General features: G+C 30.2%; 24 protein-coding genes, 1 tRNA gene and 1 pseudogene (1 of these 26 cut by a window edge). 10 read left to right on the top strand and 16 right to left on the bottom strand.

What is annotated here, in order from left to right; all coding sequences use genetic code 11:
• From ftsY to BIY23_RS00620, 6 genes are all read right to left on the bottom strand, one after another.
• Positions 1-405: the 5' portion of a signal recognition particle-docking protein FtsY gene (ftsY, locus tag BIY23_RS00645; RefSeq protein WP_070064642.1), read on the bottom strand. 492 nt of this gene lie to the left of the window's left edge; 405 of the gene's 897 nt are visible here — the first part of the coding sequence; it begins with the start codon at positions 403-405; its stop codon lies beyond the left edge, outside the window.
• A 212-nt stretch (positions 406-617) separates the two neighbouring features.
• Positions 618-746 (bottom strand): type B 50S ribosomal protein L36, encoded by a 129-nt coding sequence (ykgO, locus tag BIY23_RS00640; protein WP_070064641.1) that lies wholly within the window; start codon positions 744-746, stop codon positions 618-620.
• Positions 747-875: 129 nt separating this feature from the next.
• Positions 876-1,460, bottom strand: coding sequence for a hypothetical protein (locus tag BIY23_RS00635; RefSeq protein WP_261722482.1), 585 nt, complete (start codon positions 1,458-1,460; stop codon positions 876-878).
• Positions 1,447-1,800: a cytochrome c-type biogenesis protein gene (locus tag BIY23_RS00630; protein WP_261722481.1), complete on the bottom strand. Its 354-nt coding sequence runs from the start codon at positions 1,798-1,800 to the stop codon at positions 1,447-1,449. The genes BIY23_RS00635 and BIY23_RS00630 overlap by 14 nt, the downstream gene beginning before the upstream one ends.
• A 10-nt stretch (positions 1,801-1,810) precedes the next feature.
• Positions 1,811-2,764: a hypothetical protein gene (locus tag BIY23_RS00625; RefSeq protein WP_261722480.1), complete on the bottom strand. Its 954-nt coding sequence runs from the start codon at positions 2,762-2,764 to the stop codon at positions 1,811-1,813.
• An 86-nt stretch (positions 2,765-2,850) separates the two neighbouring features.
• Positions 2,851-3,189 carry a ferredoxin family 2Fe-2S iron-sulfur cluster binding protein gene (locus tag BIY23_RS00620; RefSeq protein WP_070064638.1) on the bottom strand — a complete coding sequence of 113 codons (339 nt, stop codon included), beginning with the start codon at positions 3,187-3,189 and terminating at the stop codon, positions 2,851-2,853.
• Between the two features lie 113 nt (positions 3,190-3,302).
• Between BIY23_RS00620 and mutL the strand changes: the two genes are divergently transcribed.
• Positions 3,303-5,060: a DNA mismatch repair endonuclease MutL gene (gene mutL / locus BIY23_RS00615; protein ID WP_070064637.1), complete on the top strand. Its 1,758-nt coding sequence runs from the start codon at positions 3,303-3,305 to the stop codon at positions 5,058-5,060.
• A gap of 248 nt (positions 5,061-5,308) precedes the next feature.
• Here mutL and BIY23_RS00610 read toward each other — a convergent pair whose 3' ends face one another.
• On the bottom strand, positions 5,309-6,337 hold the full coding sequence (locus BIY23_RS00610) for a class I SAM-dependent methyltransferase (RefSeq protein ID WP_070064636.1): 1,029 nt from the start codon (positions 6,335-6,337) through the stop codon (positions 5,309-5,311).
• A 75-nt stretch (positions 6,338-6,412) separates the two neighbouring features.
• Here BIY23_RS00610 and BIY23_RS00605 point away from each other — a divergent pair, with 75 nt between their 5' ends.
• A complete protein-coding gene (locus BIY23_RS00605; protein WP_148115192.1) occupies positions 6,413-6,808 on the top strand; it encodes a hypothetical protein in 396 nt (131 codons plus the stop codon).
• Positions 6,809-6,810: 2 nt separating this feature from the next.
• Positions 6,811-7,086, top strand: a complete 276-nt coding sequence (locus tag BIY23_RS00600; RefSeq protein WP_070064635.1) for a DUF2610 domain-containing protein — start codon at positions 6,811-6,813, stop codon at positions 7,084-7,086.
• Positions 7,087-7,128: 42 nt separating this feature from the next.
• On the opposite strand, the gene BIY23_RS00595 is transcribed toward BIY23_RS00600, so the two are convergent.
• Positions 7,129-7,962 (bottom strand): hypothetical protein, encoded by an 834-nt coding sequence (locus BIY23_RS00595; protein WP_148115191.1) that lies wholly within the window; start codon positions 7,960-7,962, stop codon positions 7,129-7,131.
• 263 nt (positions 7,963-8,225) lie between these two features.
• Here BIY23_RS00595 and elbB point away from each other — a divergent pair, with 263 nt between their 5' ends.
• Positions 8,226-8,891 (top strand): isoprenoid biosynthesis glyoxalase ElbB, encoded by a 666-nt coding sequence (gene elbB / locus BIY23_RS00590; RefSeq protein WP_070064633.1) that lies wholly within the window; start codon positions 8,226-8,228, stop codon positions 8,889-8,891.
• On the opposite strand, the gene BIY23_RS00585 is transcribed toward elbB, so the two are convergent.
• The gene (locus BIY23_RS00585; RefSeq protein ID WP_070064839.1) at positions 8,888-9,718 is read right to left on the bottom strand and encodes a transporter associated domain-containing protein; all 831 of its coding nucleotides are present in this window, start codon (positions 9,716-9,718) and stop codon (positions 8,888-8,890) included. The genes elbB and BIY23_RS00585 overlap by 4 nt on opposite strands.
• Before the next feature lie 346 nt (positions 9,719-10,064).
• Here BIY23_RS00585 and hemE point away from each other — a divergent pair, with 346 nt between their 5' ends.
• The 5 genes from hemE (at position 10,065) to BIY23_RS00560 (ending at position 16,111) form a co-directional block, all read left to right on the top strand.
• Positions 10,065-11,081, top strand: coding sequence for a uroporphyrinogen decarboxylase (gene hemE / locus BIY23_RS00580; RefSeq protein WP_081326497.1), 1,017 nt, complete (start codon positions 10,065-10,067; stop codon positions 11,079-11,081).
• Positions 11,082-11,211: 130 nt separating this feature from the next.
• Positions 11,212-12,225, top strand: a complete 1,014-nt coding sequence (locus BIY23_RS00575) for an ankyrin repeat domain-containing protein (RefSeq protein ID WP_070064631.1) — start codon at positions 11,212-11,214, stop codon at positions 12,223-12,225.
• Complete coding sequence (locus tag BIY23_RS00570) at positions 12,200-13,960, top strand: pentapeptide repeat-containing protein (RefSeq protein WP_070064630.1); 1,761 nt, start codon at positions 12,200-12,202, stop codon at positions 13,958-13,960. The genes BIY23_RS00575 and BIY23_RS00570 overlap by 26 nt, the downstream gene beginning before the upstream one ends.
• Before the next feature lie 14 nt (positions 13,961-13,974).
• Positions 13,975-14,601, top strand: coding sequence for a guanylate kinase (gene gmk, locus BIY23_RS00565; RefSeq protein WP_070064629.1), 627 nt, complete (start codon positions 13,975-13,977; stop codon positions 14,599-14,601).
• A 49-nt stretch (positions 14,602-14,650) separates the two neighbouring features.
• A complete protein-coding gene (locus BIY23_RS00560) occupies positions 14,651-16,111 on the top strand; it encodes a leucyl aminopeptidase (protein ID WP_070064628.1) in 1,461 nt (486 codons plus the stop codon).
• A gap of 5 nt (positions 16,112-16,116) precedes the next feature.
• On the opposite strand, the gene BIY23_RS00555 is transcribed toward BIY23_RS00560, so the two are convergent.
• The 7 genes and pseudogenes from BIY23_RS00555 to BIY23_RS00525 all read right to left on the bottom strand — a co-directional run bounded on the left by BIY23_RS00555 (position 16,117) and on the right by BIY23_RS00525 (position 21,500).
• Positions 16,117-17,271, bottom strand: a complete 1,155-nt coding sequence (locus BIY23_RS00555; RefSeq protein WP_070064627.1) for a PAS domain-containing protein — start codon at positions 17,269-17,271, stop codon at positions 16,117-16,119.
• Between the two features lie 25 nt (positions 17,272-17,296).
• Positions 17,297-18,043 carry a GNAT family N-acetyltransferase gene (locus tag BIY23_RS00550; RefSeq protein ID WP_070064626.1) on the bottom strand — a complete coding sequence of 249 codons (747 nt, stop codon included), beginning with the start codon at positions 18,041-18,043 and terminating at the stop codon, positions 17,297-17,299.
• A pseudogene (locus tag BIY23_RS00545) lies at positions 18,039-18,509 on the bottom strand (phosphatidylglycerophosphatase A family protein); the annotation flags it as partial. The pseudogene BIY23_RS00545 and the gene BIY23_RS00550, both read right to left, overlap by 5 nt.
• Positions 18,506-19,462 carry an NAD(P)H-dependent glycerol-3-phosphate dehydrogenase gene (locus BIY23_RS00540; protein ID WP_070064625.1) on the bottom strand — a complete coding sequence of 319 codons (957 nt, stop codon included), beginning with the start codon at positions 19,460-19,462 and terminating at the stop codon, positions 18,506-18,508. The gene BIY23_RS00540 and the pseudogene BIY23_RS00545, both read right to left, overlap by 4 nt.
• 67 nt (positions 19,463-19,529) lie before the next feature.
• Positions 19,530-20,789 (bottom strand): M16 family metallopeptidase, encoded by a 1,260-nt coding sequence (locus BIY23_RS00535; protein ID WP_070064624.1) that lies wholly within the window; start codon positions 20,787-20,789, stop codon positions 19,530-19,532.
• Positions 20,789-21,397 (bottom strand): superoxide dismutase, encoded by a 609-nt coding sequence (locus BIY23_RS00530; protein ID WP_070064623.1) that lies wholly within the window; start codon positions 21,395-21,397, stop codon positions 20,789-20,791. Before BIY23_RS00530 ends, BIY23_RS00535 begins: the two co-directional genes overlap by 1 nt.
• Before the next feature lie 30 nt (positions 21,398-21,427).
• Positions 21,428-21,500, bottom strand: a tRNA-His gene (locus tag BIY23_RS00525).
• Between the two features lie 68 nt (positions 21,501-21,568).
• On the opposite strand from BIY23_RS00525, the gene fabG reads away from it, so the two are divergent.
• Positions 21,569-22,303: a 3-oxoacyl-[acyl-carrier-protein] reductase gene (fabG, locus tag BIY23_RS00520; RefSeq protein ID WP_070064622.1), complete on the top strand. Its 735-nt coding sequence runs from the start codon at positions 21,569-21,571 to the stop codon at positions 22,301-22,303.
• Positions 22,304-22,331 lie beyond the last annotated feature (28 nt).

Below are 22,331 nucleotides of genomic sequence, written 5' to 3'. Positions count from 1 at the left end.
TGTATCACACGCAACAAGCATAACAGATTTTCCCATTTTTTTGTATTTGTAAGCAAGTTTACCTGCAGTTGTAGTTTTACCACTTCCATTTACACCACACATCATTATTATATGTGGTTTTTTATCTAACACTAATGAACAAACTGCAGGATTTAAGATAGACTCTATTTCATATACTAGTTGCTGCTTTATAACTTCGTACTCTGCTTCCTGTTCATTCTGAAGTTTGTCAACAATTAATCTGGAAGCTTTGCTACCAATGTCCATGCTAATTAATAAGTCTACGAATTCATTTAGAACTGATTGGTCTATTTTTTTTTTAGTGGAAAAAATATTTTTTATTTCATTACTAAAGCGAGAAGAAGTTTTCAGCAAACCTTTATAAAGGTTATTAAATAAACTCAAGGCAATACCTCTTTAATTGATATGCAATAAATACTTAATAGCAAGTCTACTCTTTCAGTAAGTTCAAAGCAATACCTCTTTCAATTAATAACTTTTGAAAAGAAACCACGTCCAAGATAAATCTGTAATGCTTCTTACATTGCACTAACAATAAAGCATGATAGAGAACACAATACAGATAAGATGCAGAACTTTTTTCTCCAAAGAATAAGTTAAGAACCCTGACGTGCTTTGCATCTTGGTTTTACTTTATTTATAATATAAATCTTACCCCATCTTTTTACAACTTTGCAATTTTTATCCCTGTTACGATGAGATTTCAATGATGCTTTGACTTTCATGTCTATAATAAAATTAAGGTTACCTATATAATAATATTTAAGTAATGATCAGTCAATACGTTTTTGAATATCTACTGGTATTCAGATGAGTCATACATAAATCTTCTTATAAGAACATGCTTTAGGTAACTAATCATTTAAAATAAAATTTAATGTTATTTCACGCCAAACATAGTAATGCTCACTAGGTAAATCAGTAAATGGACTACATTTATATACTGCTCGCATTGCATTATCTGCTACTGCCCTGAAAAGAGCATTCTTTTGATATGTATTATTATCTACTATATTGGCTATTACTACTTCGCCCTGAGCAGACAAAAGAACATGAATTTTTATGCTGAAATTTTTTTTATAATTTATACCATTAGGAATACTCCAACATTTCGCTAATTTTTTTTCTATAGAATGCGCTATAGCTTCAATCTTACTTTTTTGTAATTGAGGCCCATTTTTTCTTTGTGGTAATAGCGTATTATCACCTTCTTGCATTTTAATAAGTCTTAATGGTTTCCTTTTAGGAATGGGGATGCCATCATCATTTTCCTGTATTTCAATATTATTTTTAAGTGCAGACGGCTTCCTTTTAGGTGTAGGTACATCCTCATTATCATCTTGTGTCTCAATAATTTGCACTTGTTCTATTGATAATGATGGTAATGCGGAAAAGACTAGATAGCATATAAAAAATATAGAAAGATTAATTGATTTCACGGTGTATTACTGAATATATAAAGTAAGACCCGATAAATAGTACTATAAATGGTAAACACCATAAGATATAAGTGCTATCTTTTAAAGATGGTATCATTATGATTGAATCACCATAAAGAGCTTTTAACTCTGTAATAATGTCTTGATCAGTATATCCATCACTAATTTTCTTTCTTATTGCTTCACGCATATCATATGCAGGAGATTCAGATAATACTTCACCAGAACAGAACGGACACTTTATCACTTTAAATAAATCTGTTGCACGCCTCTCCATATTCTTATCTGGCAGTTTATTATCTAAAACAAAAGCATACGCATTTAGACAAAATATGAGCATAATAAACAGATTAATGATTACTCTCATTTGCAGATAAATTTGATAACCGTTTTATAAAATCGTCAAAAGACAATTTGCCAATAAAACTTAATCCATTTTTCTCATGCCTTATTGTAAATTGTATATTATCATTAGCTGTTTTTTCTGATAAGGACAACATTAATTCATTAAATGAATCAAAATTTTTCTCTTGTTCAACAAGAGATTGTATTAATTTTGTATAATTTGATATTTCCACATTAACTTCTTCTCTAAAAAAACCAGTCACAATATTATAATTAGTTATTCTACCACTTGCTGAAATGGAGAAATTGTTAGAGTAAAATAAAAACCTATCTATATTGAAATTAATATTAGTACTTGCACTATTTTTTATAGATTCAAGACCAAGTCTTACGTCAATATTGAAACAATTTTCAGGGTTTGTAACACCTTTAAATCTATATGTATAAAAATCCAACCATAATTTTATATTTTCATCAGATTTATGTTGAATATTAAGTTGAACATAATTACTTTTATTATTATCTATTTCAGTAACAATGCTTTGTTGTATACCTCGAGATGAAATATCACACTGCAATCCATGATCTTCATATCGTATCATGTTTATATCAGATATACTTAGTTTTGATAGAAATGGTAATGTATTTAGTTTAATAACGAGATAATTTTTATCGTGCATATTACAAATTATATTATCATCACGTCTTGTATCATATAAAGCGTTTTTTTGAATAGTAACCCTATTACTTGGTATATATACATATAGAGACTTATCTAACAGCCTATTTTTTATCATCAATTCATCCATTGAAACAGTCAACTCTTCGTTAGCAAATTTAGGATTTAAAATATAAAAAGTGAGACTAGATGGAAATCCTGCTATGTCGTATATAACTTGAAATTCTTTATCAGTAGCATTGGCAACAACATTTGTTATGAAGTTTTTTGTCTTCCACATAACAAAATACCAAAAACTAATATATACTGTCGGAATAAATATAAACAAGAAAATAATAGTATAAAGGTAAAATTTACGCACTAGCTTTATTTATCCAACGATATATTACGTGTACATCTTGGTATAGTTACACATATACCGTCAATATCTTCAGTAATCTTAATTTGGCATCCTAACCGAGAAGTTTCTGTCAGACCAAAAGCTAGATCTAACATGTCATTTTCTTCATCAGAAATAGGGCCTAACATATTAAAAAATTTTGGATCAACAATAACATGGCATGTAGAGCATGCAAGTGAACCTTCGCATGCACCTTCTAATAAATCAGGGTCAGTTCTATGCGCTAAGTTAAGCAAAGTTTCACCTTCTACAGCTTCATAGCTTTTCTTACTTCCGTCTGGTAGAATAAATATAACAGATGGCATACTATTTTCCTATTTAACTAAGTTAGTGTAATATTTTTATATAGATTTTGCAAATTTTTACGTTTTTATTAAAATTCTGTTATAAATTCTTTTTGTAATTTAGGAAATATACGATGGCTATAATTCTTTTAGATACACAAACAATTAATCGTATAGCAGCAGGCGAAGTAATTGAAAGGCCTGCAAGCGTAGTAAAAGAGCTAGTAGAAAACTCTATCGATGCAAAAAGTGAAGAAATAGAGATACAAATAGAGAGTGGTGGACGTAATTTGATTTCTGTAATAGATAACGGTATTGGTATTAATAAAGATGAAATAGAATTAGCATTTATGCGACACGCCACTTCTAAATTAAACAATTTAATAGAGATAAAACATTTAGGCTTTAGGGGGGAAGCTTTGCCATCAATTTCTGCAGTTAGCAGAGTTAAGTTGTCATCTAAGTTAAGTGAAGCTAATGAAGCTTGGTCAATAAGCTATGAAGGCGGGAATAAAATAAAGGAACTTTCTCCATGTCCTTTAGCATACGGTACATGTATTGAAATTTACGATCTTTTTTTTGCTACACCTAATAGGTTAAAGTTTTTAAAAACTGAAAGAGCAGAGACTCAGAATATAATTAACATTATAAATAACTTGGCAATAATTAACCATAATATAGGATTTACTCTTATTTCAGAAAATAAAAAACTTTTAAAGTACTTTAAACACTCATCTCTATTTGATAGGTTGTGTGCAATTCACAATGAGTTTCATAATAATGCTCTTATAGTCAATGAAGAAGAGGATGATACTATATTAACCGGATATATCTGCAAACCAACAACTAACTTTGGCAGATCTAGCATGATTTATACATTTGTTAATAAGAGACCAATAAAAGATAGTTTACTTATAGCTGCAGTCCGATACGCATATAACGACCTTATACCAAACAATAGATATCCTCTTGTAGTATTGAACTTAGAAATTCCTTACGATCAAGTAGATGTAAATGTGCACCCAAATAAATCTGAGGTAAGGTTTCAGAATAAAAAGCTTATATATGAAATAGTAACTAGAGGTTTAATAAAGGCATTATCAGCTAGAATAGGAGAAAACATAAAGCAGAACACAGAATTTCACAAAAGTGAAGAGAATTCTGATGAAAGACAAGAACACTTATCGGAACAGTCAAAACTTTACGACTACTCTGCATTAACTGCACCACAACCTTATAACTATCCCCTTCCTTCATGTGTTCCTACTGATTTCACAATTTTTAAAGAGCAACTCAAAGTTATAGAGGACTATCCATTAGGACTTGCACGTTGTCAGGTGTATAATACTTACATAATTGCACAAACAAAAAATAATTTGATCATAGTTGACCAACATGCTGCTCATGAAAGATTGATCTATGAATATATGAAAGAAGTAATGGAAAGTAATACAATTAAAAGGCAGAAATTGTTAATCCCTGAATTAGTAAATATTCAAAATCAAGAAGAAATTGAGACAATTGAAAATTATAAAGAAAAACTAGCTGAAATGGGCTTTGAAATTGAAATTATACGGGATTCTACAGTAGTAGTAAGAGAAATTCCAGCAGTTTTAAGTAGTGCAAACATAGAGGAAATGGTAATTGAGATAGTAGAGAGATTAATGGAAATAGAAGATACTTTGCCTATAGAAGATAGAATAAATAGAATTTTATCTACAATAGCCTGCCATGGATCAATAAGAGCAGGAAGAGAAATAAATTTAGAAGAAATGAATGAACTATTGCGGCAAATGGAAAAAACTCCATATTCTGGACAATGTAATCACGGTAGACCTACTTATGTTGAGATAAAGCTGAGTGACATTGAGAAACTTTTTAAAAGGAGATAATTTGATATCTGTATTTTTAAAAGTTGATCACAATTTTCTTTTACTAATCTGTGTAATCCTTTTTCTTTAGAGCCAAATACTATGCCTAGGGTAATGGGCTTCTTTCAAAACCATGATAAAGCGGGGATTAAAATGGAAAAGAAATGAGATATGAGAAAGCACAAGATTTGTCTTTTAGCGATAGGTAGGTAAATACGTTAAGTCTCTTGAATGGATATACAACTGCTTTTATCTTGTAACAATATTATCTAAAGAAGCGCTTCTTTTTCTATAAGTATAACCTTGAACAGAGTACCCATATTCTCAGTTAACCTTAAAAATTCACTTATAATCCTTTCTTTTTGCTGTGTATTTCTAATCAGAATATCTACTCTTTCTTTTATACCAAAAGAGTATAGGAACTCTCGTTGAGTTAAAATTTCATAATTCGTATATTTTAATGCATTTCTAAGTGCATGAAAATTTACATGTGCAGTAATATCACTATCACCTACAGCATTAAGAAAACTAACATAATTATGTTGCCTGATAGCTTGTAAAGTACTCTTATACGTTGGATATATGTAACCATAATCTATAATTAATGCAGAACCATAGTCCCTATGTATTTTTTTTTCAATTTTATTCAATATTCCAATTCCAGATAAACATATTTCTACTACTGCACCATTAAATTTAGCTACTTTTAGGTTGTTTAAATCTTTAAAATTATCTAAAACGACCTGTACAACTTGAAAGCTATTATTATACTTTGCTATTCTATTTTCATACCATTGGTCATTATAATATATAAATTGATCTATTGGTAAAGCATCAAAAAATTCATTTGCTATAAATATAGCTGGCTGCTCCGGTAAATCATCAATATCTTTATGCCATTTAATATCGAAACCTTTAAGAATATGCTTTTGCATATTTTGTAAAACAGGGCTGATCTCTATCAAGTGAATAGACATCGAACAAAAAAAACTATCATATTTTTGAGTTACTCTTATCACGTCTTTTATAAGTGTTCCTCTACCTGGACCAAGCTCAACAAGTAAGAATTTTTCTGGTTTTCCTAGCTTTTCGTACGTATGCATTATCCAAATCGCTATTATCTCACCAAATAACTGGCTGATTTCTGGAGAAGTAACAAAATCACCTATAAAATCACCTTTACTATCAAATTTCATGTAGTATCCATATTTTTTATGGTACAAAGCAGCACACATGAAATCACTTATAGATATTGATCCTTGATTTTTATCAATTAATTTATGTATATAACTAAGCATATTATTAGTAGATAGTTAATTAGAATATGCAACACTATAATAGTAGAAGGATTTGTATATATATGTTATAAATTTATGAGCAATAATATTCTAGCTATGAATTCAAAAAATAACATTGTACAGAGCAATAATGCCATACAGAATCAGGATGAGCTTATTGATCTTTTAGGGAACAATAGCTTTATAAAAAATAAGATTATAAATATAGATGGATTAACTCTAGATGAAGTATTCCAAGCATTAGTTCAAATGCTAAGTGGAGATTTAGAGTTGGTTGAAAAAGTATTAATGTATGCAAACATTATGGTTAAAAATGGTATGAAAATACCAAAAGAATCGCAATTAACTCGAGCAGATGTGCGTCGTATTTTACAAGGCAAAGAAAATAAAATTACATATAATTTTACGAAAAGTCTACCTATTTTACCTAACGTAAAAACTACCACTGCAAAGAAAAGTAGAGGTGCTTAAAAATGACAGAACTTATCAAAAAGTTTACTGTACAATGTGATTTTAAGGGGCAAAGTTCACCTTTTGCAATATATGTAGGAAATCCAAAAAGTGATGTACATCCAATTCATCATCAAGATTCATGGCTTGCAAAAGAACGAGGTGGAAATATCCCTATTAAAGTCAAAGACAGTTTACAAAAGCTACATTTACTATCTCAAGAAAATGGAATTTCTTTTTCAGAGTTATGTGCATATGCTATTACTGTAGTTAGTAATAGCAATAAAAGCAGTGAATAAATTGCCCTCTGCAAAGTATTCAAAATTTCAGAGGGCATTAATTTAAATAGACAATGATAATGCTGTATTTATAGGTTCTCGTGTAACTGATTTCAGATTTGTACTTGGCCCCTTATCCTGTTCTTTCTTTAAATTATCAACTTCTTTAATAAGTTTCTCAATTTCTTCGCTTTTCATGTTATTTATTTCAGTAGCTGATTTTTTCTCTATATCAGTGGTTTTATAGAAATCTCTCCTAAAGTCATTATTAAGTTCAATAACTTTTTTGAACAAATTCCTTACACCATCACGTTTTTCTTCACTGATTTGAGATAAAAATTCATCAAGGTACCTATTTTTACTAAATACTTCTTGTGCTACTACTGGTTCTTCTTTCACTGAATTTTCCATAAAACTCGATTTAAACTCTTTTAATGGTTCCATTAATACTCTAATTTCATCTTGTAATGATTCTCTCAACGTTCCAAATTTACCTTCTTTATAAGGTTCACTTCTTACTTGAGAAGTTTCAACCAAATTAGATAGTAATTGCGTTACCTTTTCATTTGTATATTCCTTAATACTTCCACCATTACCTTCCATACTGCTAGTCTTATTACGAACATTTTTAAATACAGAAAAGCCTACAGCAGCTACTCCTACTAATGCTATTGCTGCCATAGCAACAAAACCTACAGGTCCCAATGTTGCTAACCCTGCACTTATTGCTGCCAATTTTGGTCCCAATGTTATTACCCCATTGACAACTACTTTAGCAGTTTCTATAAGAATTTGTTTACCCAAATCACTAACCTTTTTTACAACAGCTGGGTCTTTACTTATTTGTTGTAAAAATTTTGCTGATTCTTCTGGATTTTTTATAAAATCTTCCATCACAAATTGCATTAATCGTGGATTTTTAACTAAAAGATTAATAAGTTCTTGCTTGTTCTAGAGATTAGGTCCTCCATACTCTTGAATAGAACTATTAACTCCATTTACTGCACCAGAATACGACATATTTACTCCATAAAATAACTAAAATTATAAATAATAATAATTAACTTTGTAATAATAAGAGTAAAATATTTAATACAATTATCTCTTCTCTAAATATAAAATATATATTAAAATACTTAAATTAATGAATTAAGGTATTTATGAGTGAACAAAAATTAAAAGCTGCCGTAATCTTGTCAGGTTGTGGTCATCTTGACGGGACAGAAATAAGAGAAGCTGTTTTAAGTTTACTAGTACTTGATCAACAAGAAGTAGAAGTTAAATGTCTAGCACCAAATATCGATGTTACACAAATTGTTAATCATGTTACAAATGAAGCAACAAAAGAAAAAAGAAATGTTCTAATAGAATCAGCAAGGATATCAAGAGGTGAAATATATGATATAAAAGAAGCCAATGTTGAAGATTTTGACATGCTGGTTATACCTGGTGGGCAAGGATCCATGAAAAATTTGTCAAGCTTATATAAAAATAAAAATGTATTACCAGAATTTGAAAAGCTCGTTCTAAATTTCTTCCAATCAAGAAAACCTATAGGAGCAATATGTATATCCCCAGCCGTTGTTGTTTCTATTTTAAGCAAAAAAGCTAAAGTAAAAGTAACAATAGGGGATGACAAAGAACAGTTAATAGAAAGACTTGGTGGTGAACATATAAAATGTGACACAGAATTATCAATAGAAGATGAAGAATATAACGTATTTTCCTGTTCCGCATATATGAGAAAAGATGAAAGTATATACTCTATATATAGAGGAATCAAACATATGATTGAAAGTATGATAAGAAAGATTACAGAAGATTAAAAATGTTCTGTGTAATTGCTCAAATCTAATATTATCCTATTGATATAGCGCTCATTAGCATCTTTAACGATAAATTTTATATTATTTTTATATTTAATTACTTCATCATTAAAAGGAACCTTACCTGCAATTGAAAGTACTAATCCACCAAGCGTAACATAATCATCATCAGGATCACGTAGCATTATATTCAACTCTTTTTCTATATCTTTTAGAAGAACCCTTGCTGGAACTTCAAATATATTATCTGATAATTTAATTATTGTATACTCTGAACTTGCTTCATCAAAACTTGGCAACATTTCCCATATAAGATCAGAGATTGAAATTATACCATAAGTTCCACCATATTCGTCTAGTACCACAGCTAAACATGACTTAGAAGACTGCATTTTAATAAAAAGATTTGTTGTTTTCATGGAAGGCGGGACAAATATGATATTCTGTATAATATATTTCAAGTTAAAACTTTGACAATCATTCAAAATGATATCTTTCACATAAAAAAACCCTATTATATTGTCGAAGCTATTTTTATAAACTAATATTTTAGTATGATGAGTATTACGTACCTTTTCCATTACTTCATCATTGCTTGAATCAATATCTATTGCATATATTTCAGTACGCGGAGTCATTATATCGATTATGTTACAATCATGAAATTTTAACAGACTATCTATAAATACAATATTAAGATCTGATGAACCTTCCATTAAAGCCTTTATTGCAGATTTCCTCAAAATAGAAGTTTTTTTAAAAAAGAACAAAAGAACTCTATATACTACTTTTTCAACTAAAGACGTATGCTTCTTTTTTTTATTCAATTTACTCCTCATAACTGGTTAATAAGTATGTGAATAATACTTAATTAACTTGTGAATTATTTGTTGATAAAAGATACTAACAATAAGTTAACAGTTTTTCCACATACATATACACCACTATATAACAGTATTTTTCTTTCCATAAAGACAAGTTGCTAACATAACTAACAATTTATTTATACACATAAATTACACCAGAAAATCAGTAGTATAGCTAAGTTATTAACATATTTATTCACAAATTAAATAACACAAATTACATCTAATTTTAAAAGTTATTGTTACAACTATAACTACTACTATAATATATAAATATATATATATAAATAATATAGGATCAAGTAAATTGGTAAAGGATAAACCATTAATAGCAAAAATTATCACTAGCAATGAGCCAAGTGAAAAAGTGCCAATTTGGTTGATGCGTCAAGCAGGAAGATCTCTTCCAGAATATCATAAGGCTATAAGAAGTACCATTAATTTTATGGATAGATGCTATAATTCAGATCTAGTAACCGAACTAACTTTACAACCAGTAAGAAGGTTTGATATGGATGCAGCAATAATTTTTTCTGATATTTTAGTAATTGCTCATATTTTAGGATGTGATGTGAGTTTTGAAAAAGGTATAGGTGCGAAAATTACACCTATAGAAACATCCAAAAGCTTAAAAGATATAGAAGAAGTTAAAAGTAAAGTCCTACCTATCTTAAATGCTGTAAGTATGATAAGAAGCAAATTATCAGAAGATAAATCTCTTATAGGATTTGCTGGTGGCCCATGGACGGTAACTTCATATATTGTAGAAGGTGGAAGTCATAAAAGACTTTCAAGAATAAAAAATTTTTCTACTTTAGATTTGGAAAAAATAATAGAAAAAATCACAAAAGCAACTATAGTTTATTTAATTAAGCAAATAGAATCTGGTGTGGATATAGTACAGTTATTTGATAGTAATGCTGGTATGCTTCCAAAAGAATTATTTAAGAAATATATTATAGAACCGACAAAAAAAATTGTCTCAGCTATAAGAGGTAATTTTGGTAATTTTCCAATTATAGGATTTCCACGATGTGCTGGTAATCTTTATAAAGATTACTGTGAACAGACTGGTATATCTGCAGTAAGTATAGACTATAATGTTCCAATAGAATGGGCAAAAGCAAATTTAAATATTCCAATACAAGGAAATCTTCACCCTAACCTTTTAGCCTATAATATAGAAGAAGCAATAAAAGAAGCAAAACGTATAATGGATTTTTTTAAAGATTTACCGTTTATTTTTAACTTAGGACATGGTGTTCTTCCAGAAACTCCAGTTGAAAATATTAGTGAATTAATAAAATTTATAAAATGCTACTAATATTTTGGGATTGCTATTGCTTATATACAGCAATACATATTCAAATTTTGCGTTATTGATTTTTTGTGTAAATCTATTTTTAACCGTTTAGTTATATAATTGTCTTTATGATTTTCTTGAGGTACGTGTTATGAAAAATTTATACCTTATATTATTTTTAACTATGTCTATATCATATAATGTGTCTACTGCGGAGGAGCAGTCATCAGGCAAGCAAGAAATTGCTGAGCCCAGTAGTTACCTACCTTATACTACTATAGAAGCTAAAGACGGAAAAAATAAAAATAAAGAAGTTATTGCTCAAGTTAAAGAAGCTGAAGACCAAGGTAAGGAAATTAAAGATAAAGATACTTGGACTGAAAATAATGTTCAGAAAGAAGACAAAAAAATATATAAAGCAAATAATGAAGATAACAAAGAAGATAACAAAATAGATAATGATCTGAAGATTTTAGATGAAAAGCTAGATAAAACTATTACTGTACAACATGACATTTCGGATGAAAATATTAACCCTAATGAGCAAACCAGAAAAGTGGAAGGGCAAAAGCCTGTAGTTGATAGAGAGAAACCTACAAATAAGGAAGCAAGAATTACAAATAAAGAAAATAAAAAATTAAAAAGCTGGGTAGACTTAAAGAAAGAACCAGTAAGAAAATGGCCTTATCAAGAAACACAAGACAAGCCCATACATAAGAGGCAGTATGATGATATGAATATGCATCTTCCAACAACTGCGTATGTTCATGATTACAGCAAACAACTATTTTACTGTGTTGGAAAAGATGATATTCTATGTATGAGAGGTATAATTAATAAATTCGAAAATATAGGGTTCTCGATTAAAGAGATATTAGATTTGAGAAATAGTATGGGAGATACTCCTTTGATTTATGCAGCTAGGCGAGGTGTGTTAAATGTAGTACGCTTTCTTTTATTACAAGGTGCAGATGTTAATGCAGTTAATACTAAATTTGAATCTGCGTTGGATATAACAAATAAAAAGGACATAATAAATGCTATTAATGAAATGAAATCTGGTAAAATAGAAGTTAAAAAAGTAAGTAATAAAAAAGACTCGGATTTATATAATTGGGCCATAAGTGCAAAAGAAAATAATGAGTCATGGTGTGGTAAAAAATAGACGTATAATCAGCTTTTTGATATGTCTTTTAATTTTTACTTGTCATTCATGTTTTAGTAAAGATTCAGTCGGTAATTTTTTAAGCACACTGCATAATATAAAACAACTATCTTATACTAAAAAAGATTTCGTTGAATTTTTGACAAAATGTCGCAAAGAAGGTATGCAAGAAGATTTGAAAGGAGGTTTTGGTTCTAATTTAAACGGTGCAGATTTTAGCCACTTGTTTTTTAAGGGTTCTATCTTTAAAGGAATAAGTTTAATTGGCACTAATTTTTCAGGTTCTACTTTATCTGATGTATTATTTGTTGATGTAGATTTACGTGGAGCAAATTTCTCTGATGCGATTTTAACTAATGTTAGATTTAGTAACTCCAATGTTAGTTATACTGATTTTACTCGTGCTGAGATCAAAAGATTGGTCATGCATGATGTGATAGGTTTGCATATTAATTTTCCAAATGTAAAAATGTATTTATCTTACTTTGCAGACTCAGATATGAGTTATACAAATTTTAATGGCTGTGATCTGGAAAATGTTATAATACAGAAAAGCACGCTTAATAACTCAAGTTTTGTTAATGTTGATGCATACAAGTTAAAACTACACTTTTCTTTGTTAAATGACGTAAATATGTACAGTGCATATATTAAAGATTCAGATTTTACAGGAAGTGATCTTACTAACGCCTATCTTGATACTGCTATAATTATTAATAGCAATTTAAACCGTGTTAATTTAAGTAAAGCAAAGATTTCCTATATAAATAGCACTTACTCAAATTTTTCTGATTCAGTATTAGATGATGCACAAATGAAACATTCGCATGTTTTTGAAACTACTTTGCGTGATGCAAGCCTTATTAATGTAGACCTTAGCTTTAGTGAATTAGATAAAGTGAATACTACAAATGCAGATATTAGGCATGGCAAATTTAGCAATACTGGAATAAAGAATTCCAACATGAATAATGCGTTTTTTGATTATGCGTTATTTGCTTATACAGGATTTGACAATACAAACCTTTCTTTTTCTTCAATGTATAAAGTTAAAATTCTAGGTTCTCATGTATATAATAGTATACTGTCTTACAGCAATATGGATTTCAGTAGCATGGAAAATTCAATATTTTTTGATTCAATAATTGATAATGCGTATTGGTCCAAATTAAAAGTATTAAATTCAAATTTTGTTAAAAGTAATTTTAAATCTACTGTATTATATGATAATATGTTGAAAAAAGTTAGCTTTTTTCTCAGCGATATGGCTAATTTAATAGCTGATAATGTACATCTTCTATCTTCAAGTGTTTATAAATGCTCAGTGATGGAAACTGAATTTATAAATTGTAAGTTTGATGATTCAATATTTATTGAAAATATAGGACAAGAAAAACTGCTCAATTTAAGTAATGCTATTGCTTCAATGCAAGGCTTACAGGAGAAAATATCATCTGGGGAGGAACTTGATGTTAATTATTCCTATTTTAATTTTGATAATATGGATTTAAAGGGTGCTAATTTTGCAAATTCAATACTATGTGGCGCAAAATTCAGTAATACTAGTTTAGAAAAGGCAAACTTTAAAAATGCTGACCTGCGTGGTGCTACTTTTGATAACTCTTCTTTAACTAATACAGATCTATCAGATGCTGTTTTACATAATAATAGTCTTGTAAAATCTAGTTTCAATAAATCAAGTGCTACATTAGAAGATGTAAAAGTTGAAAGGTAAAACAAAAAAGGAAAATGGACGTGGAAAGTGAAGGTATATTGCTCATTTTATCTTCTCCATCTGGTGCTGGAAAAACGACTATATCAAAAAGGTTGCTGCAGGAATCAACTAATCTTGTAGGATCTATTTCTTTTACTACACGCAAACCACGTGTTAAAGAAATAGACGGGAAAGATTATTTTTTTGTGACAAAGGAGCAGTTTAATACATTATGTCTAGCAGGACAAATGCTTGAGTATGCAGAAGTTTTTGGTAATTTTTATGGTGTACCAAAGGATTTTATCGAAAGAAGTCTCGAAAATGGAATAAGTGTGTTATTAAATATAGATTGGCAAGGAGCATTTCATTTATTTAAAATAATGACAGAAAAAATTGTCAGTGTTTTTATATTACCGCCTTCAATGCAGGAATTAAGGTTACGTTTAAATAAACGTAATAGTGAGAGCAATAGCATAATAGAACATAGATTGATTCAAGCTAAAGAAGAAATCAGTAAATGCTATCAATATGATTATGTGATAGTAAACGACGATATTGATAAAAGTATCAAGGATATTCTAATCATATTAGATGCGGAAAGGCTTAAGGTTCACAGAAGAACTCATCTAGCAAAACTACTAAAGTCGTTAAGTGGGTTATAAAAAGAGCTTGTCTTTTTTGATAATTTTGTAGATACTTCTGCATGTAAGTATGGAGTGTAATCAAGTGAAAATAACAATTTCTAAAGTTTTATCACCTAGTTTTAAAACAGTAGTAACTGGTTTATTTGAAGGAGAACAGGCTATTGTAGAGAGTAGCGGGATATTGCAAGACGAACAAGTTATAGAGTATATAAAACAATTTAGTGATTTCAATGGTAAATTCGGTGAATGTTTTTCTGTGACTATATCTACTGGCAAAAACGTTATGGTTATAGGTCTTGGTAACAGAAATGAATGGAATGAAAATCAAGCGTTAAATATTGGTGGTAAAATATATCATGAATTGAACAGATTAAAGATTAAACAAGCATCGGTTTCTATTAAAGATAATGAAAGAATTATAGCAAGTATTGCATATGGGGCACTTTTACGTAGTTTTAGTTTTGATAAATATAAAACCACAAAAGATCCTGTAGATATGGAAATTACAATAGTAGCAGAGAATACAAAGATATTTGAAGATTTTAAACAAGAAGGTGAAGGAGTATTTCTTGTACGCTCTCTTGTAAGTGAACCTCCAAATGTTCTGTATCCTGAGTCTTATGCTGATTGCATCAAAAATGAACTCAGTAAGTTAGGAGTTGAAATTGAGATTCTAGAAAAAAAAGATATGAAGGATATGGGTGCTTTGCTAGGAGTATCTCAAGGAAGTAGTAAAGAACCAAGATTAGTAATAATGAGGTGGAATGGATCTTCTAAAGATAAAGAAGATAAACCTATAGCTTTTGTTGGTAAGGGTATAACATTTGATACTGGTGGGATATCGCTGAAGCCTTCTCGCGGGATGGAGTCTATGAAATATGATATGGCTGGTTCTGCTACTGTGGTTGGTATAATGCGTACTTTAGCAGCGCGCAAGGCAAAAGTTAATGCTGTAGGTGTAGTTGCACTTGCAGAGAATGCAGTTGATGGTAATGCTCAACGGCCAAGCGATATAGTGACCTCACTATCTGGACAGACAATAGAAGTGTTGAATACTGATGCAGAAGGAAGGCTAATACTTGCAGACGCATTATGGTACACTCAGGATAGATTTTTACCGAAGTGTATAATAGATCTTGCAACGTTAACAGGTGCAATTGTGGTTGCATTGGGGCATAACGAGTATGCTGGGTTATTTTCAAATAATGATGAATTGGCTTCTCATCTGGTGAATGCAGGAGAGGAAGTAAACGAAAAATTGTGGCGTTTTCCTATGAGCAAAGCATATGATAAGGTTATTGATTCACAAATTGCAGATGTGCAAAACATTGCTCCTGTAGGTTCTGGAGGTGATAGTATAATAGCTGCTCAGTTTTTACAACGTTTTGTAAATAATACTTGCTGGGCACACCTGGATATTGCGGGTACTGCATGGCATGAAAAAGGTAATGATATTTGTCCAAAAGGAGCAGTTGGTTTTGGTGTAAGATTGCTTAATAGATTCGTTGAAAGATATTATGAAATCTGAAGTTTTTACGTAAGCTTTTTATCATAATTTTTACATTCTTCATAAGAAAATAATAACCCTTCAGAAGCATAAGGTATGATTAATACTCTAATTATTTTCCCATTTATTAAATACAGCATGTTGTTATAAGATCCTATTAATTCTTTAAATAAAATGCTTGTTTGCTGACTACTGGCTTGAAAATCTTCTTCGTTTAAAAGCTTTTTAGTTTCAAATAGATGTAGCATCACTTCGTGATAAGTTGGGTAAGATGACAGAAAGCTTGGATCAAATTGGAAAATCCTTACAAATGCATTATTATAAAATTTAAGCTTTTGATTTTTATTATATATTGCTATAGCAACTGGTAACTCTTCAAGAAGGTTTTTTTGTGTGGCTAGGTGATTGTCTAATACAGTCTGTAATTTTTCCACCTCACTTATATCTTGTCCATATACTACTACTTCGTTGGAATTATATATTGGAAGTTTGATGAGATTAAAAATCCTACGTTCATTTTTGTAGATCATCACATGTTTTAGTAATTTGTTACTATGAATACTATTAGTAATGGATAATTTTTGAGAATTATTTGTATATTTATTATAAAATAGATTATAAAATTTTACTTTCTTATGTATATTATATGTCAATATCGGATAAGGTAAAGCATTAAAGATATTCTTGTAATTTTCTATTTCTTGCATGAGTTTTTTATTTTCTAGTTCAAGCTCACTAACTTTTAACTTATATCCTGAAGTATTTCTAATCCATAATAACACTCCTATAACGTTATTATAGTGATCAACTATACTCCTCCCGTAACATGTACAGTAGACCTCGCTATCTTTTGCTTTTAAATCCATAGTGAAAAACTTACTTACTTTTTTTGCCTCAACGAAATTTTTCATTAATTCTTCTGACTGTTCAAAAAAATTGACAAATTCATTAAATGAGTTAAAAATTGTATTAAATAGTACTAATAAATTTGGAGAAAATTTTTCTGTACGTTTTTTTGCATCCCATATATAAAAGCCATCATCTACTGTATCGATTAGATTATTAGTGATGATATTTTGATGTTCTAAGTTTTTAATTATATTACTAATCTTGAGTTTAGAATAGGAAAGAAAAAACAGCATCAAAACTAATATTAAATATATGTCATACTGAAAAAACATAACTAAATAAGCATAAAAGTTTTAGTTATACTGTAGAAGTGTATAAGTAGAGGTTACCTAATACCTGAAATCCTAATCTTTTGTAAAGATTTACGGAAGGTTTCATACAATGTGCTACTGCATATTGACATTTAGACTCCTGAGCTATTTTTATTCTTTCTAATACCATTTGTGTCCCGATTCCTTGATTCCTATATATTGGTAAAACCCCATCACTATAAAAGCCTACCACATTATCTTGTATGTAAATACCGCATGTGCCAACAATTTTATCATCTAAGCTTACAAGAAAAAATTTTAATTGTGTGCTACAGTTTGGTAGACCACGAAAAAATGTGCTAACAATACCAGATCTATGATAAAAAATGCGAGAAGTGTATAGATCTAGCTGTTCCAAAAGCTGATTACTATTTACTGTTATTAATTTTAAATTTGGAATTGTATCAGCTGGTAAAAGATAATTTCTGATTTTAAGCAGCATTTTTTTTGGTGTGCTGGCATGCTTTATATTATATTTTTCTAAAACATTACTTTTTATGGTTGACTCCATTACCCATGTTGCTTCTCTATTTCTTGTTTTCAGATAATCTAGGGTTTGTGGTATTGATAGCTCAGTTTTACAAAAAACAAAATTAAATAAAGATTCCCTGGAATCGTTGATTGTGAAAACAATCCCATCAAATGTATCATGTATTTCCCATTGAGATAGAGCTGCTGTATATAATATATAGTCTTTTAGGTTCTGAGTAATTAATTGTGTTTTGTTCTGCATACACTAAAAATAAATAACAAAACAGCCATACTGTAATATAAGCTAATACTGCAGCTGCTATATCATCCAACATAATACCCAGAGAATTTTTGATATTTTTATCAATAAAACTTACTGGCCATATTTTTATTATATCAAAGAACCTAAAAGAAAAAAAGCACAACAGTAGTGAAAAGCAGTTAATCTCTTGATACATTGAAGCTAATAGAATTGTTAATAGTTGTCCCACTACTTCATCAATAACTACTTCTTTTGGATCATGTGAAGTATTGTAATATTTTATGTAATTATCTGTGGACCATAAACCGATTATAAATAATACAAATATAATCATTGCACCTAAAATTTGATTGCTCAATATAATAGGGATTAATGGGAAAGATGCTAAACTTCCTAAAGTACCAGGCATTTTTTTGGTTGTACCAGATAAAAACCAGGTTGATATTAGTTTATATAAAAATTTCATTTTAGCATTGTAAGAATAGTTTCATCTATGGTAGCATTTTCATATAACAACCTATAAATTGCGTTGCATATAGGTAGATTAATTTGTAGTTTCTTTGCAAGATTAAATAGAGATTTTGTAGTAGTTATACCCTCAACTACAGCTGCACTTTTTTGAAAATTACCACTGCTACCTATTTTAAACCCAAAAGACATATTTCTTGAGTGTAAAGATGTACATGTCATTACTAGATCTCCTAAACAAGCTGGTCCTAGTAAAGTGTCTATATTGTCATTCCCAGTTTTTGCTTTATATAGAGTTCTAATTTCATGCATGCTTTTTGTAATTAGTATTGCGTGAGTATTACATCCTAAGTTTCTACCTAAGATTATGCCACATGCTATTGCAAAGACATTTTTTAATGCTGCGCAAATTTGTGTCCCAATGATGTCATTGCTGAAGTTTAAAGTAAGATTTTTTTGCTGTAATTTTGACATTAGCTTTAATCCTAGTTCAGTATTATAACACGCAAGGACCATTGAATAGGGTAATTTGTTTGCAACTTCTATAGCAAAACTTGGACCTGAAAAGATAACTATAGAATTATTATGTAATTTTTCCTTTATTATTTCGCTTGGTAACATTAATGTAGATTGTTCTATACCTTTGCAAACTGCAATGACAGGAATATCTGGTTTTATATTATTATTAAGGAGCTGTTGACATATTGCGCGTATAGATTGTGTCGGCGTAGCTAATATTATCAATTCACTATTTAATGTCTCTTCAATTTCTAATGTGACTGATACATTATTGGGAATTAAACAACCTGGTAACTTATTACTTTCTTGTTTGTTCTTTATTGAATCAAATGTGACTTTATTGTGTGTCCATAGAACTACATTGTGTTTATTACTTAATGAAATTGCAAGTGCAGTACCCCAGGCACCTGCGCCTAAAATAGATATTACCACATGATACTCCTAAGACTAATAATCATTAAAGTTTTATTTCAAGGAACTAAAGCATAAAATGTTTATGCTACTTCAGCATAGCAACTATCTTGTCATAACTGGGCATTAAATTGATTTCTCCAATTGCAGCTATAGTAATTTTACTATGTTGAAGTAATAACTCTTCCGCTACTTTCTTGATGTCTTCGATAGTTACAGCGTTAATCTTTTCTATTAATTCCTCTTTACTGATATATCTACCATACATGCTATAATAGTACCCTAATATTTCAGCACGTGCGCTGGTACTTTCCCTAGACATTAAAACTTGAGATTTTATTCTACCTTTTACTCTTTCTACCTCCTCCTCTTTAAGATCATACGTGCATAATTTTTTTAATTCTACGGTTATGGACTGTATAAGTTTGTTAAGATTGCTACTATCTGTGCCTGCAAAAATAGAAAGCATACCTGTATCAGTATAGCTGGAGTTAAATGAATAAATAGAATAAGCTAAGCCTTGCTTTTCCCTTATTTCTTGAAATAGGCGTGATGACATTCCTCCGCCTAATATTGAATCAAGCACTTGAAATACATAATATTTTTCATCGTAACAAGAAACAGTTGGAAAGCCGATTAACAAATGCACTTGATCTAACTTACGATCTTCTAAATATTCACTACCAGTATATACTGCTCTATTACTCTTTTTTAATTCTTTGGATTGAATCATTGATAATGATTTTTGAGCTAATGTTACAACTGTTTCATGATCAATGTTACCTGCAATGGCAAGCAACATATTTTCTCCAAAGTAATGATTACTTATATAATCTTTTAGATTTTCTCTTGTAAAAGACTTCACTGTTTCTTGTGTGCCTAAAATTGATCTACCAAATGGCTGACCTTTATAAGCCGTTTCCATATATTTATCGAAAATTATATCACTTGGTGAGTCATTGGTTTGAAAAATCTCCTGTATTACTACACCTTTCTCACGCTCTAATTCGTCTTCTGGAAATATTGAATTCATTAATATATCTATTAATATTTCAATACCGATAGGCACATCTTTTTTTAAAACCTTTGCATAGTAAGCAGTACTTTCTCTACCTGTACTTGCATTAAAAACTCCTCCCATATCATCAAATGTTTTAGCAATATCAAGAGTAGTGCGGGTTTTAGTGCCCTTAAAGGCCATATGTTCTAGAAAATGTGAGATACCATTTTGACTCATATCTTCAGCCCTGCTACCAACCCCAATTCTTATATTCAAAGCTACAGAATCCACATCACGCAGTTGTTCAGTAATTATGCGTAGACCATTATTTAATGTTGTAATATGCATTATATCGCCTGCTTTAGATTTTTTTCAGCAAAGTCCCAATTAATTAAATGGTCGAGAAATACCTTAATATAATCAATTCTACGGTTTTGGCAGTCTAAATAATAAGCATGTTCCCATACATCCATAGTGACAAGGGGTATTTGATTATGTGTTAACGGTAAATCTGCATTGGGAGTTTTAGTAATTTTTAGTTTGTTGTTTTCTAGTACTAACCACACCCATCCACTACCAAATTGATTCACTCCATATTCAGAAAATGTCTCAATGAATTTTTCAAAACCACCTAGATCATCCTTGATTTTTTTTATGATTTCGCTACCTTCTGTTGGTTTGCCGCCCCCATTATTTTTCATTGAATGCCAATAAAATGTATGGTTCCACACTTGTGCTGCATTATTAAAGATAGCAACCTTTTCACCATTATTGTGTACTTTTTTAATAAGCTCTTCAAGACCCATATGTTCATAATCCTTGTCTTTTACTAATGTATTGAGTTTATCTAAATATCCTTTATGATGTTTGTTGTAATGAAAATCTAAAGTTTTTGCGGATATATAAGGTTCTAAGGCTTCTTGTTTATATGGTAATTCAGATAAAGTAAAACTCATGCTTGCCTCCTGCAATATCTACTTCCTAAGGGCGAGCGACCAGGATCGAACTGGCGACATTCAGTACCACAAACTGACGCTCTGCCAACTGAGCTACGCCCGCCAAAATATAAAAATACTTAACATATTGATAAAAATAGTCAATCGAGTTTTTTCAAATGGAGTGATTTTATGTTTAGACTAGATCATAAAAAGTTTTTAATTACAGGTGCATCAGGTGGAATAGGACAGGCAATTGTAGCGGCTATGCATGAATCTGGTGCAATTTTATCTATTTCAGGGACGAGAAAGCAGATTCTCGAAGAAATATCCTGCAAGTATAGAAATAATGTACATGTTTTGCCTTGTAACCTATTAGATGCTGAAGAAGTGAACCAACTTGTGGATAAAGCAAATGAAGTTATGGAAGGTTTTGACGGGTTAATATGTAATGCTGGTATAACGAGAGATAGTTTACTATTGCGTATGAGTGATAAAGCGTGGCAAGAAGTAATAGATATAAATTTAACTTCTACTTTTTGGCTTAATAGAAATGCGTGTAAAATATTGCTTAAAAATAGATGGGGAAGAATAGTGAATATTTCTTCTGTAATAGGACTTGCTGGCAATGCAGGACAAGCAAACTATGCAGCATCTAAAGCTGGAATAATTGCTATGAGTAAATCTATAGCCAAAGAGGTTGCAAATCGCAATATTACAGTTAACTGCATTGCCCCGGGATTTATTGACACTAAAATGACTGAAGTTTTAGGTAATGAGCAAAAAGAGAAAATATTAGAAAATATTCCTATGAAAAGAATGGGCACTCCAGAAGAAGTAGCGGCTGGAATAGTATTTTTACTAAGTGATAGTGCACAGTATATTACAGGGCATGTATTAAGCATTAACGGAGGGTTAATTATGTAGTACAAACACGATTATGCCTATAGACAAA

This window comes from Wolbachia pipientis (genome assembly GCF_001752665.1).
Lineage (GTDB): Bacteria > Pseudomonadota > Alphaproteobacteria > Rickettsiales > Anaplasmataceae > Wolbachia > Wolbachia pipientis_A.
Note: the sequence above shows the minus strand (reverse complement) of the source record. Positions and strands in the feature narration are given on the sequence as shown.